Origin of the sequence: Pseudoalteromonas sp. SMS1, assembly GCF_021530565.1 — a bacterium.
Lineage (GTDB): Bacteria > Pseudomonadota > Gammaproteobacteria > Enterobacterales > Alteromonadaceae > Pseudoalteromonas.
Window position 1 is genome coordinate 13342 of record NZ_JAKGBI010000015.1, and the last position, 16284, is coordinate 29625.

Below are 16284 nucleotides of genomic sequence, written 5' to 3' on the forward strand. Positions count from 1 at the left end.
GTTAAGGTTATGACTTCATTTATAAATGATTTAGGAATTGTGTGCTCGCTGGGTTGTGGCCAGAGTGAAATTAAACAAGCGCTGAGCAACCCAGAACAAGAATATTTAAGTTTAGATTCAGCGCTTCATACCTCAGAGAAGCCCGTATATGTTGGTAAGGTGCGTGAGGAACTGCCTACTTTAGCGTCATTTCCAAGCCACTATCAGACTAGAAACAATGCGTTAGCTAAATTAGCTTATACGCAAATTGAAAATACGTTCATGATGCTGACCCAAGGTGTTGAGAAAAAACGTATTGCTGTTGTCATCGGCACCAGTACATCGGGCGTTGCGAGCGGTGAAGAAGCGGCTTCGCACTTCAAAGAGCAAGGAAAATTTCCAGAGCAGTATGATTATCAGTGTCAAGAGTTGGTCGCCCCCGCCCATTTCATTGCCGATTTGACAGGTGCATTAGGGCCAGTGTATGCCATCTCTACCGCCTGCAGCTCGAGTGCAAAAGCGATGATGACAGCCCATATGCTGCTAGATAGTGGTGTGGCAGATATTGTTATCTGCGGCGGTGTTGACTCTCTGTGCCGATTAACGGTGAATGGATTTGATGCATTGGAATCTGTGTCCGCTTCATTGTGTGAACCATTTGCAGAGGAACGTGACGGCATCAATATTGGGGAAGCGGCTGCGTTGTTCATTATGTCAAAGCAGACAAGTAAAATTGCACTCCTTGGTGCCGGTGAGAGCTCCGACGCTTATCACATCTCTGCGCCCGATCCCAGTGGTGCGGGAGCAATATCAGCGATGCAGCAAGCCATTGAAATGGCGCAGTGCCGAGCATCTGACATCGACTACGTTAATTTGCACGGTACGGGCACCGTAAAAAATGATGAGATGGAATCAAAAGCAGTATTTGATATGTTTGCTAACAAGGTCAGCACGAGTTCAACTAAGCGTTTCACTGGTCACACACTCGGTGCGGCAGGGGCATTAGAAGCCGGGCTTTGCTGGCTACTGCTTGATGACCCGCAAACACCATTGCCACTACATAAAATGACAAAACCAAGGGATATGAATTTGCCTCAAATTTCGCTCGTGGAAGCAACGCATTATACCCAACCTAAGCTATGTTTAAGTAACTCTTTTGCATTTGGTGGAAACAATATCAGCCTGATTCTAGGAGTATATAATGAAAAAGAATAGCTATGGCATAGAACAGCTTATCGCCCATCGAGACCCCATGATATTAATCTCAGAGTTGTCTGAATACGATGACAGCATGGCAACAGGTATGGTTCGCATTACGTCAGACTCTCCATTTATGTCAGAAAAAGGCGTGCCAAGTTATGTCGGCATTGAGTACATGGCACAAATGGTTGCGGCTTATGAGGGGGCAAAAGCACTAGATAGTGGCGGTACCGTAGATATTGGCTTTTTATTGGGATCGAGAAAATACAAGACCCATACACCTTACTTTAAACTAGCTCAGCATCTTGTTGTGAGTGTCGAGGAGTTACACAAAGAAGAAAGTGGTCTTGGTGTATTTGATTGTAAAATTAAGTACAATGGCGAATTGTTGGCGGAAGCGAAAGTGAATGTCTTCCAGCCTGACGATCCACAGGGTTTTATCAAGGGGCAATAATGCAAAAAAGAATTTTAGTTACGGGCTCTAGCCGAGGAATTGGCAAAGCTATCGCATTTGAACTAGCACAGCAGGGGTATGATATTGCGCTACATTGCCGTAGCAATTTGGCCATGGCTGAGGCGTTTAAAAGTGAGTTGGAAGCATTGGGGCGTCATGTAACTGTATTGCAATTTGATGTGTGTGATCGCCAAGCAGCCAAAGCGGCACTGCTGAATGATATCGAAGAGTTTGGGGCGTACTATGGAGTCGTTTGCAACGCGGGCATTACGCGTGATGGCGCTTTTCCTGCATTAACTGACGATGACTGGGACAGTGTGATCCGTACCGGACTAGATGGTTTTTATAATGTCGTTCACCCAGTACTAATGCCAATGATCCAAATGCGCAAAGGTGGCCGTATCATCACTGTCACCTCGGTCTCGGGTATTGCTGGCAACCGAGGACAAGTAAACTATAGTGCGGCAAAAGGCGGTGTTATAAGTGCTACAAAAGCTCTTTCCTTAGAGCTAGCGAAAAGAAAAATAACGGTCAACAGTGTTGCCCCTGGATTGATTGAAACGGACATGACAGAGGGGGCAGAAATCGATGAAATTAAAAAGCTGATCCCGATGCGCAGGGCAGGGCAGCCAAAAGAAGTTGCTGCGACCGTGGCATTCTTGATGTCTGATGGTGCAGGTTATATTACGCGCCAAGTTATTTCTGTTAATGGTGGACTGGTTTAATGAAGCGTGTAGTTGTCACTGGCATGTCTGCGATCACTGCATTGGGTCAAGACTGGGATAGTTTCAAAGCCAACCTACAGAAGGGCCAAAGTGCTGTTAAGCAGATGCCTGAGTGGGCAGAAGTGGCTGAATTAAACACTCAAGTTGCCGCACCAGTCGTAGACTTCGAAAAGCCAAAACATTATAAACGTAAAATGATCCGCTCGATGGGGCGTGTGGCGCTCATGTCAACGGTTGCCACGGAACAAGCGCTGACGCAAGCTGGCTTGTTGGGACATGAAAGCTTAACCAATGGTGACACTGGTGTTTCCTATGGGTCATCTTCTGGGTCGACAGCACCCACGGTAGAGTTTGGCAAGCTCCTTAGTGATAAAGATATGTCGGGCATTACAGCAACCAGTTACATCCAAATGATGGCCCATACAACTGCGGTGAATATCGGTGTATTTTTTGGGGCTAAGGGTCGCGTGATTACCACAAGCTCAGCGTGTACATCAGGCTCTCAGGGGATTGGCTACGCCTATGAGGCGATACAGTCTGGACGTCAAAAAGTCATGATTGCTGGTGGCGCTGAAGAATTGTGCGTTTCTGGCGCTGCGGTGTTTGATACCTTATATGCGACATCGACAAAGCTTGCACCTGAAAATACTCCAAGGCCATTTGATAAAGCTCGAGACGGCCTTGTGATAGGGGAAGGTGCAGGAACACTCATTCTCGAAGAATTAGAGTTTGCCAAGGCGAGAGGGGCAACTATTTTAGCTGAAGTGGTTGGGTTTGGTACTAATTCGGATGGCCAACATATTACGCAGCCGACTTCAGTCACTATGGAAGAAGCCATGCGTTTGGCTTTACGTGATGCGCAATTGCAACCTGAGCAAATCAGTTATGTGAATGCCCATGGTACGGCAACTGATCGGGGTGACATTGCTGAGTCACACGCAACATTTGCCGTATTTGGTGAAAAGCCGATCAGCTCGTTAAAAAGCTATCTCGGACATACCTTAGGAGCATGTGGCGCAATCGAAGCGTGGGCGTGTATCAATATGCTTAATTCCAGTTGGTGTGCGCCAACACTTAACCTCACTGAAGCGGATCCTGACTGTGCACCACTGCACTATGTGACCGGACAGGGGGAAGAACGAAATATGGATTACGTTATGTCGAATAACTTTGCATTTGGTGGTATCAATACGTCGCTGATTTTCAAAAAATACACAACGTAATTGTACTTATTGTTGTCCTTTTAGCCCGTGGTGATACCCTGCGGGCTATGCACTATTATGACGCTAGGTGAGAGTTTTAACTGCCTGAGCAATGCCTTCGAGTGTGAGTGGGTACATCCGTTTTTCCATCAATCTGTCAATTTGTCCTATCGACTGGTAATAATGCCAATATTCTTTTGGCTGTGGATTTAGCCACGCAACTTTGTCAAAGTGAGCGGTAAGACGTTGCAACCATGCGCTACCCGGCTCTTGATTCCAATGCTCAACACTGCCACCAGGGTAGGTAATTTCATAAGGTCCCATGGTTGCATCACCGACAAATATTAACCGGTAATCTTTACCAAATTTATTGATGAGTTGATAGGTATCGAGCATAGAATCGTTTAATCGTTCATTGTCTTGCCAGACATGCTCATACACACAGTTATGAAAATAGTAAAACTCTAAGTGTTTAAACTCTGAATGGGCGGCACTAAAAAGCTGTTCGCAAATTTGGATATGGTCGTCCATTGAACCACCGATATCAAACAACATCAGTACACTGATCGCGTTATGTCGCTGTGGTGCCATTTTAACATCCAACAACCCCCCCTGTTTGGCGGTTGCTTCAATGGTGTTGTTTAAATCAAGCTCTTCACTTTCATGACTGCGCGCAAACTTTCTAAGCTGTTTGATCGCCAGTTTCATGTTGCGACTGCTAAGATCAGCATCTTTATCTAGGTTTTTATATTGTCGCTTGTCCCATACTTTCACCGCTTGCCGGTGGCGGCTTTCATGTTGACCTATTCGAACGCCTTCAGGATTATAGCCATAGGCGCCAAAGGGGGAGGTGCCGCCAGTGCCTATCCATTTATTACCGCCAGCATGCCTTTTTTGTTGTTCTTCAAGGCGACGTTTTAATGTCTCCATGAGTTTATCTAGGCCCCCTAAGGCTTTGAGCTTGGCTTTCTCAGGTTCACTAAGCTGTTTCTCAAATTCTTTTCTCAACCAGTCAGAGGGAAGAGCTTGCTGTTGGAGTGCATTGGCTATGTCGACTTGTTCAACGCCTTGAAAGTAATCGGCAAAAGCCCGATCGAACTTATCAAACAAAGTCTCATCTTTGACAAAAATCACTTTGCTAAGAGTATAGAAGTCCTCTAGGCTGCCAAAGCAGAGTCCTTTCTCAAGCGCTGCGAGGCAATCTAATAGCTCTCTGAGACTCGCCTGAATACCATGGCGTCTTAAGGTAAATAAAAATGCTATGAGCATTATCTTTTACTCATAAAAGCGAGCTTTTCTACTAAGGTAACATCCTGCTCATTTTTTAGCAGTGCGCCGAATAACGGCATTAGTCCACCTTGGTGGGTTTTATTATGGAGTGTCTTTGCATCAATATCTTCAGCGAGTAATAGCTTTAGCCAATCCAATAGTTCACTGGTACTTGGTTTCTTTTTAAGACCACGCGTGTCACGTAAATTAAAAAATACCTCGAGTGCTTGTGTAAGCAGCTGTGATTTTATATCTGGGAAATGCACATCAACAATGGCTGTCATCTCTTGGGGAGTAGGAAAGTCGATATAGTGGAAAAAGCACCGACGCAAAAAAGCATCTGGCAATTCTTTCTCATTGTTTGAGGTGATGATAACAATGGGCCTGATATCTGCTTTCACTTGCTGTTGTGTTTCATAAACATGAAACTCCATTTTATCCAGCTCAAGCAGTAAGTCGTTCGGGAACTCGATATCGGCTTTGTCTATTTCGTCGATCAGTAAAACAGGGCGCTTGTTTGCAGAAAAAGCCTGCCACAGCTTGCCTTTAATAATGTAGTTATTGACGTCATGAACACGTTCATCACCCAATTGGCTATCTCGCAGTCGAGACACTGCGTCATATTCATACAAGCCTTGTTGCGCTTTAGTGGTTGATTTTATATGCCATTGTATCAGTTCAGTATCTAAGCTTTGTGCAAGCTCTTCTGCTAAAAGTGTTTTGCCGGTGCCTGGTTCACCTTTTATTAGGAGTGGCTTTTCTAGGAGTATGGCGGCATTGACCGCCTGTTGTAATGCCGTTGTTGCGATATATTTATCGGTGCCTTTGAACATATTTAATTGTGGTCTGATGAGATAATGGTATCAGTTTGCCACATTTTTAATTTTACTATCAAATATCATTCTTCTCGTAAATATTGAAACCGGGGTTGGGCTTTCCCCTCGACAACCACTTCTTCAACAAACATGTCGAGAGGCCTTGCCCAGTGTCCAAAATCGCCATATAAAGTTTGATATATGACAAGTGTTTCTTCACGCTCACTGTGGGTTGCGATAAATAGCACTTTATATTCTTTACCTTTGTAGTGGCGGTATATTCCCTTTTTAAGTTCGTTAGGCATTGTTGTGTCCTTATGTGGCTGGGTATAATTGGCGTAATTAAAAACGAGCCAATATGCTCGTCTATCTATGAGATAAGGTTTTAAGACATGAATTATATTGCGCTAAGCGATTTCAAGAAAGCGTGGGTTTTTCGTCATCAAGATTTACCTATTGCGGAGTCTGACTTGGATCAGATTAAACCGATGACGGCCCAGCGCGCAGCCGTGCTATGGAGTACTATGGTTAGCCGAGAGCAAGATCACCCAGATTTTTTTACGCCGAATGATTGGGTGGGGAAAGAGGAAAATTGGGAAGAGGTTGTGGATTGGGAGCAAACATGGGAAGAAGGCGCAGAGCAATTGCCGGAACCAATCTCTCAATATCTCAATTGGGAAGACAATACCACTGTCTATTTTTGCCTATCGAGGGAACATGTCATTGAAACTCAATTTGGTGTTTTTAAGCGATGTTGGCAAAACTTCATGTTTTTAGTGGATGGGAGTCTTTTGTTGGGTAAAAAACGTGATGCTGCTGTACAGTTTTTGGAATCAGGCGAAGCTAAATTAGGCCAAAGACCAAAAGGAAACTAGCGATAAATCTGCTGTGTAATTTTGCCAGATTGGCTGTATTTAGTTGCAATGCCGTGTTATAAAATCCTCACTAAGGAGGAGCTTTGGAAAAATACCACTCTAGCAGGCAGCAAACGACGATCTGGCAAGATGAAGCTTCGAGGCTTATTTTTGCCGAGCTTGTTAATGTATTTTACACCAGAGAAATAAGCACTCTGGTGAACGAGCCAGATCCTATTCGTTTGAAGCGGGTTTTACAAAGTTTACCTTACTATGTCGAGCGTGCTGCCACACATATTGTATTGGGTGAAGTACCGCTTGAATTAGATAGCCACAACGGATGTTGGATTGCGACACAAAAAAAGAAACCTTTACAAGAATCTTCGGTCATAAACACGTATTACCACAACAATGCAGTTGTCGGGTTAGTTGTACCAATTGTACAGGAAGTGCAACACGAGACTGGTATTTATATTGATATGATCGATCAGGTAAAGTCACAAAGTGTGCATTGCAACGAATTTGGTTGGTTTGATTTCTCTGGAAAGAGTCAAGAATCATCGAAGTCTAAGCTTCTGAAGCCAAATAAAGCTTTAATGACCGCTGCCTGTTGTGGACATCGTTGGCATTATCATAAAATAGCAACACCAAGATTACTTGGGTTAAGGGAGATGCTCTTAGCAAGCAGTATCAATTGGCCCAATGTGACTAAAAAGAAAATAGTGTCAGGTTAATAATCGCATTCAGGCGACGAGACTACACAGTTCATACTCTAGGATATTGAATTATGCGTTTATTCCAACTTGCGCTGTTTTGTCTGTGTGTCTACATTCAATACAAACTTTGGTTTGGCCACAATGGCCTGCAAGACTATCGGCGACTAACTGAAACAGTTAACAAACACCAAGAAATGAATGCGGAATTGCTCAAAAGAAACAAATTATTAAAAGCGGATATTGAAGATTTAAAGCTGGGCTTAGAGGGCGTTGAAGAACGAGCTCGACATGAGCTCGGTATGATCAAACCTAACGAAACCTTCATTCGTGTATTACCAAAGAAACAAAATGAATAAATCTATTTCAATTGCAGCAGTGGTACCAGCTGCTGGTGTTGGCGCAAGAATGGGGCTCAATCACCCTAAGCAATACTTAAAAATTAACGGTAAAACCATCCTTGAGCATACATTAGAAAAACTAGCGAGCGTTGCGCAAATAGAGCGGACTTATGTGGCGATTAGCCCAGACGATGCGTACTATTGCGAGCTGGTGATTGATCACCTTGACGTGTTACGTGTTGACGGTGGTAAAGAGCGAGCAAATTCGGTATTAAACGCGCTGAGAGCCATGGCTGCTAACCCTCCTTCATGGGTGCTGGTGCATGATGCCGCGAGACCGCTGGTTGACCCCAAAGATATTGAAAGGTTAATCGCTCAATGTGTGTCAAATAATGAAGGGGGCATTCTTGCTAGTAAAGTAAAAGACACGATTAAACGAGGTGGGCAATATAGTGAAGAAACAGTGCCTCGTGATGCGCTTTGGCAAGCATTAACCCCACAACTTTTTATGTTCGAAGAGTTGCTATACGCACTCGAAACTGCATTGCAACGCGGCGTGCCAATTACCGATGAGGCATCAGCGATGGAGCTTCAGGGTAAACCGGTAAGGTTAGTACCGAGTCGCTCTGATAATATAAAAATTACCACGCCAGAAGATCATGCTTTGGCATGTTTTTTAATGAGCCAACAACAAAAGAGTAGTTAATATGTTTAGAATTGGTCATGGTTTTGATGTGCACAAATTTGGTGGCCAGGGGCCTTTGGTGATTTGTGGCGAAAACATAGAATATCAGCAAGGTTTTGTCGCCCACTCGGATGGTGACGTGGCCGTTCATGCACTCTGTGATGCGTTGCTCGGGGCGTTAGCGTTGGGCGATATTGGAAAGCATTTTCCTGACACAGACAATGAATTTGAAAATATCGACAGTCGTATATTGTTGCGTCGAGTCATGACCCATGTTGCAGAGTTGGGGTATCGTGTTGGTAATATTGATGTGACGATAGTGGCACAGGCGCCAAAAATGCGCCCTCATATTGATGCTATGCGAGCAAACTTAGCCGCTGATTGTCAAGTTGAGCTCGACCAAGTCAATGTGAAGGCAACGACGACGGAAAAACTAGGCTTTGAGGGTCGCAAAGAGGGGATCTCAAGCCACGCCGTTGTATTATTGTTTAAGGAATAAGAATGTGATTGAAGCCATCTCTTCCTTAAATTACCTGTATGGTAAACCGCTCTCAGACGGTGATTTTAAGCATGCCCCAGAAGACTTTGTTGTCGAAGAGATATTGGATATCGAGTTTACAGGCGAAGGTGAGCATGTTTGTGTGCAAATTATAAAGCGTGGTGAAAATACCGCTTTTGTGGCAAAAAAAATTGCGCAACTAGCTGGCGTTTCTCCACGTGATGTGAGTTATGCGGGCCTCAAGGATCGCCATGGTGTGTGCACTCAGTGGTTTAGTGTGCCTGTGCCAATAAAAACACACATAGAATTCTCTAAGTTAAACAGCGACTCTATTGTGGTCATCAAGCAGGTGAGGCACAACCGCAAGCTAAGAACTGGTTGTCACCGTGGTAATCGCTTTATCATCACTCTACGTAACGTTTCTGAGCCTTTGGATGTATTATCACGCATCAATGCGGTACGCCAAGGGGTACCAAACTATTTTGCCGAGCAGCGGTTTGGGCATGACGGCCATAACCTTGTGATGGCCGAGCGTTTGTTTGGTGGAGAGCATATTCGTGACAAGAAGTTACGGGGGATTGTTATTTCAGCTGCACGCTCGTATATTTTCAATCAGATCGTTTCTAGGCGAGTAAAAGAACATGGGTTGGCCAAAACGTGGCACAGAGAAGTCTTTTTGTTAGCCGGTAGTAATGCATTTTTTGAAGATGATTTAAACGACGAAATTGTAGCGCGTTTAAATCGAGAAGATATTCTATTATCCGCTCCTTTAGTTGGCAAAGGAGATAAAGGACTCACTGCACTAGAACGTGAGTGGCTCGAAAGGTATGAAAGTTGGCATCAGGGACTCGCTAGTTTAGGATTAAAAAATGAGCGCCGCAGCTTACGTGTTATTCCCAAAGAACTAAAGTTAGAATCCATGCAGAATAATGCGATTAAATTGGCTTTTGAATTGCCAAAGGGCTGCTATGCCACATCCGTACTCAGAGAACTAATTAATCACAAAGATGTGAGTTTGGTTGAGAAAAACAATACCGGAGATCTGGAAGAGTGAAAATCTTATTGAGCAATGATGATGGTGTGAATGCAAAAGGTATTGAAGCGTTATATAACGCGTTAAGTACAATTGCTGATGTAACAGTGGTTGCGCCTGATAGAAACTGCAGCGGCGCAAGTAACTCATTAACACTACTTAACCCATTGCGTACAACAGAATTAGAAAACGGCTTTATTTCTGTTAACGGAACACCCACTGACTGTGTACATCTCGGTGTGAATCAGTTGATGGCGTGTGCACCTGATTTAGTTGTTGCAGGTATTAATAATGGCGCGAACCTGGGCGACGACACGCTTTACTCTGGTACGGTTGCTGCCGCTGCTGAAGGGCGTCATTTGGGGTTGCCTGCCATTGCCGTATCACTTTGTTCCAAAAAAGAAGCGCATTATGAAACTGCGGCAGCGGTAACCGTTAAAATTATAAAAGCTTTGGGTAGCCACCCATTACCCAAGGATCAAATTATCAATTTAAATGTGCCTGATATCCCCTTAGATGACCTAAAAGGGATCAAAGTTACGCGTCTAGGAGCGCGCCATAAAGCCGATACAATGACGAAGCAACGGGATCCGTGGCATCGAGATATATACTGGTATGGTTCTCTGGGATCTGAAAGCGATGCTGGTGAGGGAACGGACTTTTTTGCCATAAACCAAGGTTACGCATCAATTACCCCTTTGACTGTAGATATGACCGCGCATGATAGCATTGACGGCCTTACTACTTGGCTTTCTGAGCAGGAGTAATGCCATTGCTCAATAACTACCAACGCAGTGCCGATAAGCTCGCTGCGCATCTCAGAACCGCTGGGATACAGGATGAAGCGGTGCTACAAAGTATTGCTGAAATACCAAGGCATGTATTTGTTGATGATATCTTAAAACACAAGTCATACGAAAATACGGCCTTACCCATCGGTCAAGGGCAAACGATTTCTCAGCCATATATTGTGGCTAAAATGACTGAAGTGTTAAAGCAGTTAGGCGTGACCGGTAATGTGCTTGAAGTGGGCACGGGATCTGGTTATCAAACAGCGGTGCTTGCCAAGTTGTTTGACAATGTGTTCAGTATAGAGCGGATTAAATCGTTGCAGTGGCAAGCCAAAAGACGATTGCACCAATTGGATCTGTACAATGTATCCATGAAGCATGGGGATGGTTGGCAGGGCTGGCAATCTAAAGCACCGTTTGATGGTATTATCGTGACAGCCGCAGCATCAGTGGTCCCAGAAGCATTACTTGGTCAATTGGCAGATGGAGGGGCTATGGTGATACCTCTGGGCGTAGAAGAACAAATACTGACATTGTTCATTAACCACCAGGGAAAAATTACTCAGCAGGCGCTGGCACCTGTGCGATTTGTCCCCTTGGTGGCTGGACCGATAACGTAAAATAAATGAAGAAAAATTTGATGAACCCTGATAAATTTGACTTTTCTTAGTTATTTTTAAAGCGTGTAACGAACTCGACTATGGATTTTGGTGGTGTAAGGGTGAGACAAACAAACTGTATTACAATAGGGTTACTCTGTCTTACTTTAGGTGCATGTACGTCTGTTCACAAACCTGCACCAGTGGTTAATCTAAGTAAAGGTAAGACAACTTCGTCAAAAAAAATTCATATTAAAAATAACCGTTACAAGGTGGAAAAAGGCGATACTTTGTTTGCCATTGCATTCAGTGCAAGTAAAGATGTACGCACAGTTGCTAAAATCAATAATATTAAGCCCCCCTACACAATCTACCCAGGTCAAACAATATTATTAGCCTATCCTAAAAAAGCAAATAAATCGCGCAAAATTTCACCGTCAAAAATCAAAAACAATACAAATAATAAACCTTTAAATAACAAGTTGTCGAAAAAAGAGCTTGATCCCCCCTCGCAACGAGAGTATGTTCAAAAGCAAGCCAATAAAAAAACCAATGACACCAGTACTTTGTTGAATAAAAAGGTACGTTGGCATTGGCCCGCAGTAGGTAAAGTTACAAAACGCTTTTCTATAAAAGAAAATGGCTACAAGGGAATACAGATCACTAACAAAACAGGGACATCGATAAAAGCTGCGGCAAACGGCATTGTTGTATATGCAGGGAGTGCATTAAGAGGCTATGGCAATTTAATCATCTTGAAACACACCGATGATTATCTTAGCGCGTATGCCCACAATTCCAAATTGCTAGTAAGAGAGCAGCAGCAGGTTAAAGTGGGGCAGAAGATTGCCGAAATGGGGAATTCGGACTCGAGCTCGGTTGCTTTGCGTTTTGAAGTAAGATATCGAGGAAAGTCAGTGGACCCAATGAGGTATCTGCCCAGAAAATAGCGTATCGACGTATTGATGGAACACTATCACTTATTCGCTTGGGAGGATGCTTATGGCTCAAACAGCAAAACAGAAAAGTAAAGTGAACCCGGAATTAGACGATAAATTTAGCGGGGTTGACTCTGAAGATGGTCCTAGTGAAGAACTTCTTGAAGATATAGATAATGAAGAAGAGCTTTTTGCGAAGGATGAGACGGTTAAAAATTTAGACGCAACCCAATTGTATCTCGGTGAGATTGGCTTCTCTCCATTACTGAGCGCTGAAGAAGAAGTATATTTTGCGCGCAAAGCCCTGAAAGGGTGTGAAGCCTCTCGTAAGAGAATGATTGAGAGTAATTTACGTTTGGTTGTTAAAATTGCACGCCGTTATAATAATCGGGGACTAGCACTGCTCGACCTCATCGAAGAAGGTAACTTAGGGTTAATTAGAGCAGTCGAAAAATTTGACCCAGAACGAGGTTTTAGATTCTCGACTTACGCTACTTGGTGGATAAGGCAGACCATCGAGCGGGCGATTATGAATCAGACCAGAACTATTCGTCTACCTATCCATGTCGTGAAAGAGTTAAACGTATATCTCAGAACTGCACGAGAATTGACGCAAAAACTAGATCACGAACCTACAGCTGAAGAAATTGCAGAGTGTCTCGACAAGCCGGTTGAAGACGTGAGCAAGATGCTTCGCCTAAATGAAAAAATCACCTCTGTTGACACACCAATCGGTGGCGACAACGATAAAGCACTGCTTGATATCATCGCTGATGAAAGAGGCTATGAACCGGAGAGTGAAGTACAAAATAAAGATATCAATCGCCACATAGTTGACTGGTTAGGTGAGCTTAACCCTAAACAGCGAGAAGTCTTAGCACGCAGATTTGGATTACTCGGTTATGAACCATCGACATTGGAAGATGTAGGTCGAGAGATTGGTTTAACCCGTGAGCGGGTAAGGCAGATTCAAGTTGAAGCACTGCGTCGTCTCAAAGATATTTTACAGCATGAAGGTTTAAGCACAGATAGCCTATTTGAACAGCTTTAATCTTTACCCATAAAACCAATGCTTTAAGAGCATAGGTGGCACTTTTTCCCTAGGTTTGAAATAGTATTATCTAGGGAAAAAGTTGATTTTTCTTACGCTCGATTCCCAATTATTAACGCATTCAATTCATCCGTTGACTAGGCATGTTGTGTAAAAGCAAGTTACTTGGAGCTGTTCAACTTATTGACCGAGTGAGATGGTGATGGGTCTATCAGATATAAAAAAGCCACTGTATGGGACAGTGGCTTTTATTATCAATGTAAAGCGAGATTAAAGAGATTCTATTTTAGCTTTTTGCTCTAGTAGCTTGGCTTTCGCATCGCTAAATTCTGCTAATTTCTCTTTCTCTTTTTCTAATACCGCAGCGGGTGCATTATTCACAAACTTTTCGTTTGCCAATTTTTTCTCCACCTGGGCAAGGCCTTTTTCAGCTTTTTCTAGCTGTTTAGCAATACGAGCAAGCTCCGCATCGACATCGATGAGACCTGCCATTGGGATCATAATTTCTAGATCACCAATAAATGCTGTGGCTGACGCTGGGGCATCTTCTTTATTTTCTAGAACAGTAAACGCTTCTAGTTTAGCCAATGAGCTCAAAAATGCTTTATTGTCATCTAGTCTACGTTGATCTTGCTCGCTTACATTCGCCAGCAATACGCTCAGCGGCTTATTCGGACTGATGTCCATTTCACCACGAATGTTACGAATGGCCAAAATGAACTGCTTAACCCATTCAAGATCAGCCATTGCTTGTTCATCGACAATTGAAGCATCGAATTGTGGGAATGCCTGCAACATAATTGTACTTGCTTCGATGCCTGCAATCGGTGCGACACGCTTCCAGATGGTCTCGGTGATATAGGGCATTAATGGGTGCATCAGGCGTAGCAGACCTTCTAACACAGTGATTAGTGTATGACGTGTGCCACGTTGTTGTACTTCATCACCTTTGAATAGAACAGGCTTAGTTAACTCTAAGTACCAGTCACAGAACTGATTCCAAGTGAATTCGTAAATTGTATTTGCTGCAAGGTCAAAACGATAGTTGTCCAAATGCTCAGTAAAGGTATTTACCGTGTTTTGGAACTGGCCCAAGATCCAGCGGTCAGCCAATGAATATTGTTTAGGCGCATCGTTGAATCCGCAATCTTGCTCTTCTGTGTTCATCAGCACGTAACGGCTCGCGTTCCAAAGCTTATTACAGAAGTTACGATAGCCTTCAAGTCTGTTCATATCCCAGTTGATATCACGACCTGTAGATGCCATTGCCGCAAGTGTAAAACGCAATGCATCCGTACCGTGGGCCTCAATACCATCCGCAAATGTTTTACGGGTGTTTTTCTCAATCTTCTTTGCTAATTGAGGTTGCATCATGTTACCGGTGCGCTTAGTCACAAGGCTTTCCAGGTCAATACCGTCGATCATATCTAGCGGATCGAGTACATTCCCTTTTGACTTAGACATCTTATCGCCGTTTTCATCACGAATAAGGCCAGTCACATAAACGGTTTTAAAAGGTACTTGTGATGTGCCATCGTCATTTTTAACGAAGTGCATGGTCATCATGATCATGCGGGCAACCCAGAAGAAAATAATATCAAAGCCAGTAACTAGTACATCAGACGGGTGGAATACTTTTAAGTCTTCCGTATTTTCTGGCCAACCTTGTGTTGAAAAAGTCCACAGTGCAGATGAGAACCAAGTATCCAATACATCATCGTCTTGTTTGAGTACAACGTCGTCACTTAGGTTGTTGTCTTTGCGCACTTCAGCTTCGTCGCGACCAACGTATACGTTACCCTCGGCATCATACCAAGCTGGAATACGGTGTCCCCACCAAAGTTGGCGAGAGATACACCAGTCTTGAATATCACGCATCCAAGAGAAGTACATGTTTTCGTACTGTTTAGGTACAAATTGAATATCACCATCTTCGACTGCTTTGATAGCAGGCTCAGCAAGCGGTGCGACTCGTACATACCATTGGTCTGTTAGCAATGGCTCGATAACCACACCGGAACGGTCACCGTAAGGCACGGTTAGGCTATGGTCGTCAATTTTCTCTAATAGGCCAGCTTGTTCAAATTCTTCAATGATTAACTTACGTGCATCAAAGCGATCTAAACCGTGGAAGCGCTCAGGGATCGGTGCATCAAGAGTCAGCTCTTTACCGTCAAAGGTATAGCTTTCACCTTGTGCCAGTACAGCAGCGTCTTTGTTAAACACGTTGATCATAGGTAGCTGGTGGCGCTTACCTACTTCGTTATCGTTAAAGTCATGTGCTGGTGTGATCTTTACACAACCAGTGCCTTTTTCCATGTCAGCATGTTCATCTGCAACGATTGGAATACGACGATTAACGATAGGAAGCAAAATCTCTTTGCCAATCAGGTCTTGATAGCGCTCATCGTCAGGGTTGACTGCAACCCCTGTATCACCAAGCATAGTCTCTGGGCGGGTAGTCGCGACAATGATATAGTCTTTTCCGTCTTTGGTTTTAACACCGTCTGCCAACGGATAGCGCAAGTTCCACATGTGACCTTGCTTATCTTTGTTTTCAACCTCTAGGTCTGAAATTGCAGTGTGTAGTTTTGGATCCCAGTTTACGAGGCGTTTACCACGATAAATTAAGTCATCTTTATACAAACGAACAAAGACTTCTTTTACCGCTTCAGAGAGACCCTCGTCCATAGTGAAGCGTTCTCGGTCCCAATCTACTGACGCGCCTAAACGACGTAACTGCTTTGTAATTGTGCCACCTGACTCATTTTTCCATTGCCAAATTCTGTCGATGAATTCGTCACGACCCAAGTCGTGTCTTGTTTTACCTTCTTCAGCGGCAAGTTTACGTTCCACAACCATTTGTGTTGCAATACCTGCGTGGTCAGTACCGACCTGCCATAAAGTATTTTTACCTTTCATACGCTGGTAGCGTGTTAGCGTATCCATGATAGTATCTTGGAACGCATGGCCCATGTGCAGGCTACCTGTGACGTTTGGTGGCGGGATCATGATTGAGTATGCATCGCCTTGTCCAGAAGGCTTAAAATAGCCATTCTCTTCCCAGTCTTGATATAGTGACTGTTCAATATCTTGTGGATTATAGGTTTTATCCATTACACAGAACCTTTAAAAA

General features: G+C 43.8%; 18 protein-coding genes. 14 read left to right on the plus strand and 4 right to left on the minus strand.

The features are described from left to right. Positions 1–9 precede the first annotated feature (9 nt). The 4 genes from L1286_RS15850 to L1286_RS15865 are packed head-to-tail and all read left to right on the plus strand — an operon-like array spanning position 10 to position 3581. Positions 10–1194 carry a beta-ketoacyl-ACP synthase gene (locus L1286_RS15850; RefSeq protein WP_235408025.1) on the plus strand — a complete coding sequence of 395 codons (1185 nt, stop codon included), beginning with the start codon at positions 10–12 and terminating at the stop codon, positions 1192–1194. Continuing rightward, positions 1181–1633 carry an ApeP family dehydratase gene (locus L1286_RS15855; protein ID WP_235408026.1) on the plus strand — a complete coding sequence of 151 codons (453 nt, stop codon included), beginning with the start codon at positions 1181–1183 and terminating at the stop codon, positions 1631–1633. The genes L1286_RS15850 and L1286_RS15855 overlap by 14 nt, the downstream gene beginning before the upstream one ends. Next, entirely contained in the window at positions 1633–2358 is a 726-nt protein-coding gene (gene fabG, locus L1286_RS15860) for a 3-oxoacyl-ACP reductase FabG (RefSeq protein WP_142046907.1), read from the plus strand. Before L1286_RS15855 ends, fabG begins: the two co-directional genes overlap by 1 nt. Beyond that, complete coding sequence (locus L1286_RS15865; RefSeq protein WP_235408027.1) at positions 2358–3581, plus strand: beta-ketoacyl-ACP synthase; 1224 nt, start codon at positions 2358–2360, stop codon at positions 3579–3581. The genes fabG and L1286_RS15865 overlap by 1 nt, the downstream gene beginning before the upstream one ends. Positions 3582–3644: 63 nt before the next feature. On the opposite strand, the gene L1286_RS15870 is transcribed toward L1286_RS15865, so the two are convergent. The 3 genes from L1286_RS15870 to L1286_RS15880 form a co-directional block, all read right to left on the minus strand. Continuing rightward, a complete protein-coding gene (locus L1286_RS15870) occupies positions 3645–4829 on the minus strand; it encodes a vWA domain-containing protein (protein ID WP_235408028.1) in 1185 nt (394 codons plus the stop codon). After that, positions 4829–5662, minus strand: coding sequence for an AAA family ATPase (locus L1286_RS15875; protein WP_235408029.1), 834 nt, complete (start codon positions 5660–5662; stop codon positions 4829–4831). The genes L1286_RS15870 and L1286_RS15875 overlap by 1 nt, the downstream gene beginning before the upstream one ends. 65 nt (positions 5663–5727) lie before the next feature. Next, complete coding sequence (locus L1286_RS15880; RefSeq protein ID WP_235408030.1) at positions 5728–5949, minus strand: DUF1653 domain-containing protein; 222 nt, start codon at positions 5947–5949, stop codon at positions 5728–5730. A gap of 87 nt (positions 5950–6036) precedes the next feature. Between L1286_RS15880 and L1286_RS15885 the strand changes: the two genes are divergently transcribed. The 10 genes from L1286_RS15885 (at position 6037) to rpoS (ending at position 13148) form a co-directional block, all read left to right on the plus strand. Then, positions 6037–6519, plus strand: a complete 483-nt coding sequence (locus L1286_RS15885; RefSeq protein ID WP_235408031.1) for a DUF2947 family protein — start codon at positions 6037–6039, stop codon at positions 6517–6519. Positions 6520–6602: 83 nt separating this feature from the next. Next, positions 6603–7232, plus strand: coding sequence for a hypothetical protein (locus L1286_RS15890; RefSeq protein WP_235408032.1), 630 nt, complete (start codon positions 6603–6605; stop codon positions 7230–7232). A 53-nt stretch (positions 7233–7285) separates the two neighbouring features. Continuing rightward, on the plus strand, positions 7286–7570 hold the full coding sequence (ftsB, locus tag L1286_RS15895) for a cell division protein FtsB (RefSeq protein ID WP_235408033.1): 285 nt from the start codon (positions 7286–7288) through the stop codon (positions 7568–7570). Then, complete coding sequence (gene ispD, locus L1286_RS15900; RefSeq protein ID WP_235408034.1) at positions 7563–8258, plus strand: 2-C-methyl-D-erythritol 4-phosphate cytidylyltransferase; 696 nt, start codon at positions 7563–7565, stop codon at positions 8256–8258. Before ftsB ends, ispD begins: the two co-directional genes overlap by 8 nt. Before the next feature lies 1 nt (position 8259). After that, complete coding sequence (gene ispF, locus L1286_RS15905) at positions 8260–8736, plus strand: 2-C-methyl-D-erythritol 2,4-cyclodiphosphate synthase (RefSeq protein ID WP_235408035.1); 477 nt, start codon at positions 8260–8262, stop codon at positions 8734–8736. A 16-nt stretch (positions 8737–8752) separates the two neighbouring features. Then, positions 8753–9790, plus strand: a complete 1038-nt coding sequence (truD, locus tag L1286_RS15910; protein WP_235408156.1) for a tRNA pseudouridine(13) synthase TruD — start codon at positions 8753–8755, stop codon at positions 9788–9790. Further along, entirely contained in the window at positions 9787–10536 is a 750-nt protein-coding gene (surE, locus tag L1286_RS15915) for a 5'/3'-nucleotidase SurE (RefSeq protein WP_235408036.1), read from the plus strand. The genes truD and surE overlap by 4 nt, the downstream gene beginning before the upstream one ends. A gap of 5 nt (positions 10537–10541) precedes the next feature. Continuing rightward, positions 10542–11180: a protein-L-isoaspartate(D-aspartate) O-methyltransferase gene (locus tag L1286_RS15920; protein WP_235408157.1), complete on the plus strand. Its 639-nt coding sequence runs from the start codon at positions 10542–10544 to the stop codon at positions 11178–11180. Positions 11181–11260: 80 nt separating this feature from the next. Then, on the plus strand, positions 11261–12109 hold the full coding sequence (locus tag L1286_RS15925) for a peptidoglycan DD-metalloendopeptidase family protein (protein WP_235408037.1): 849 nt from the start codon (positions 11261–11263) through the stop codon (positions 12107–12109). Positions 12110–12161: 52 nt separating this feature from the next. Next, a complete protein-coding gene (gene rpoS, locus L1286_RS15930) occupies positions 12162–13148 on the plus strand; it encodes an RNA polymerase sigma factor RpoS (RefSeq protein WP_235408038.1) in 987 nt (328 codons plus the stop codon). Positions 13149–13418: 270 nt separating this feature from the next. Here the strand turns inward: rpoS and L1286_RS15935 are convergent, their stop codons facing one another. Further along, positions 13419–16265, minus strand: a complete 2847-nt coding sequence (locus L1286_RS15935; protein WP_235408039.1) for a valine--tRNA ligase — start codon at positions 16263–16265, stop codon at positions 13419–13421. Between the last annotated feature and the right edge of the window lie 19 nt (positions 16266–16284).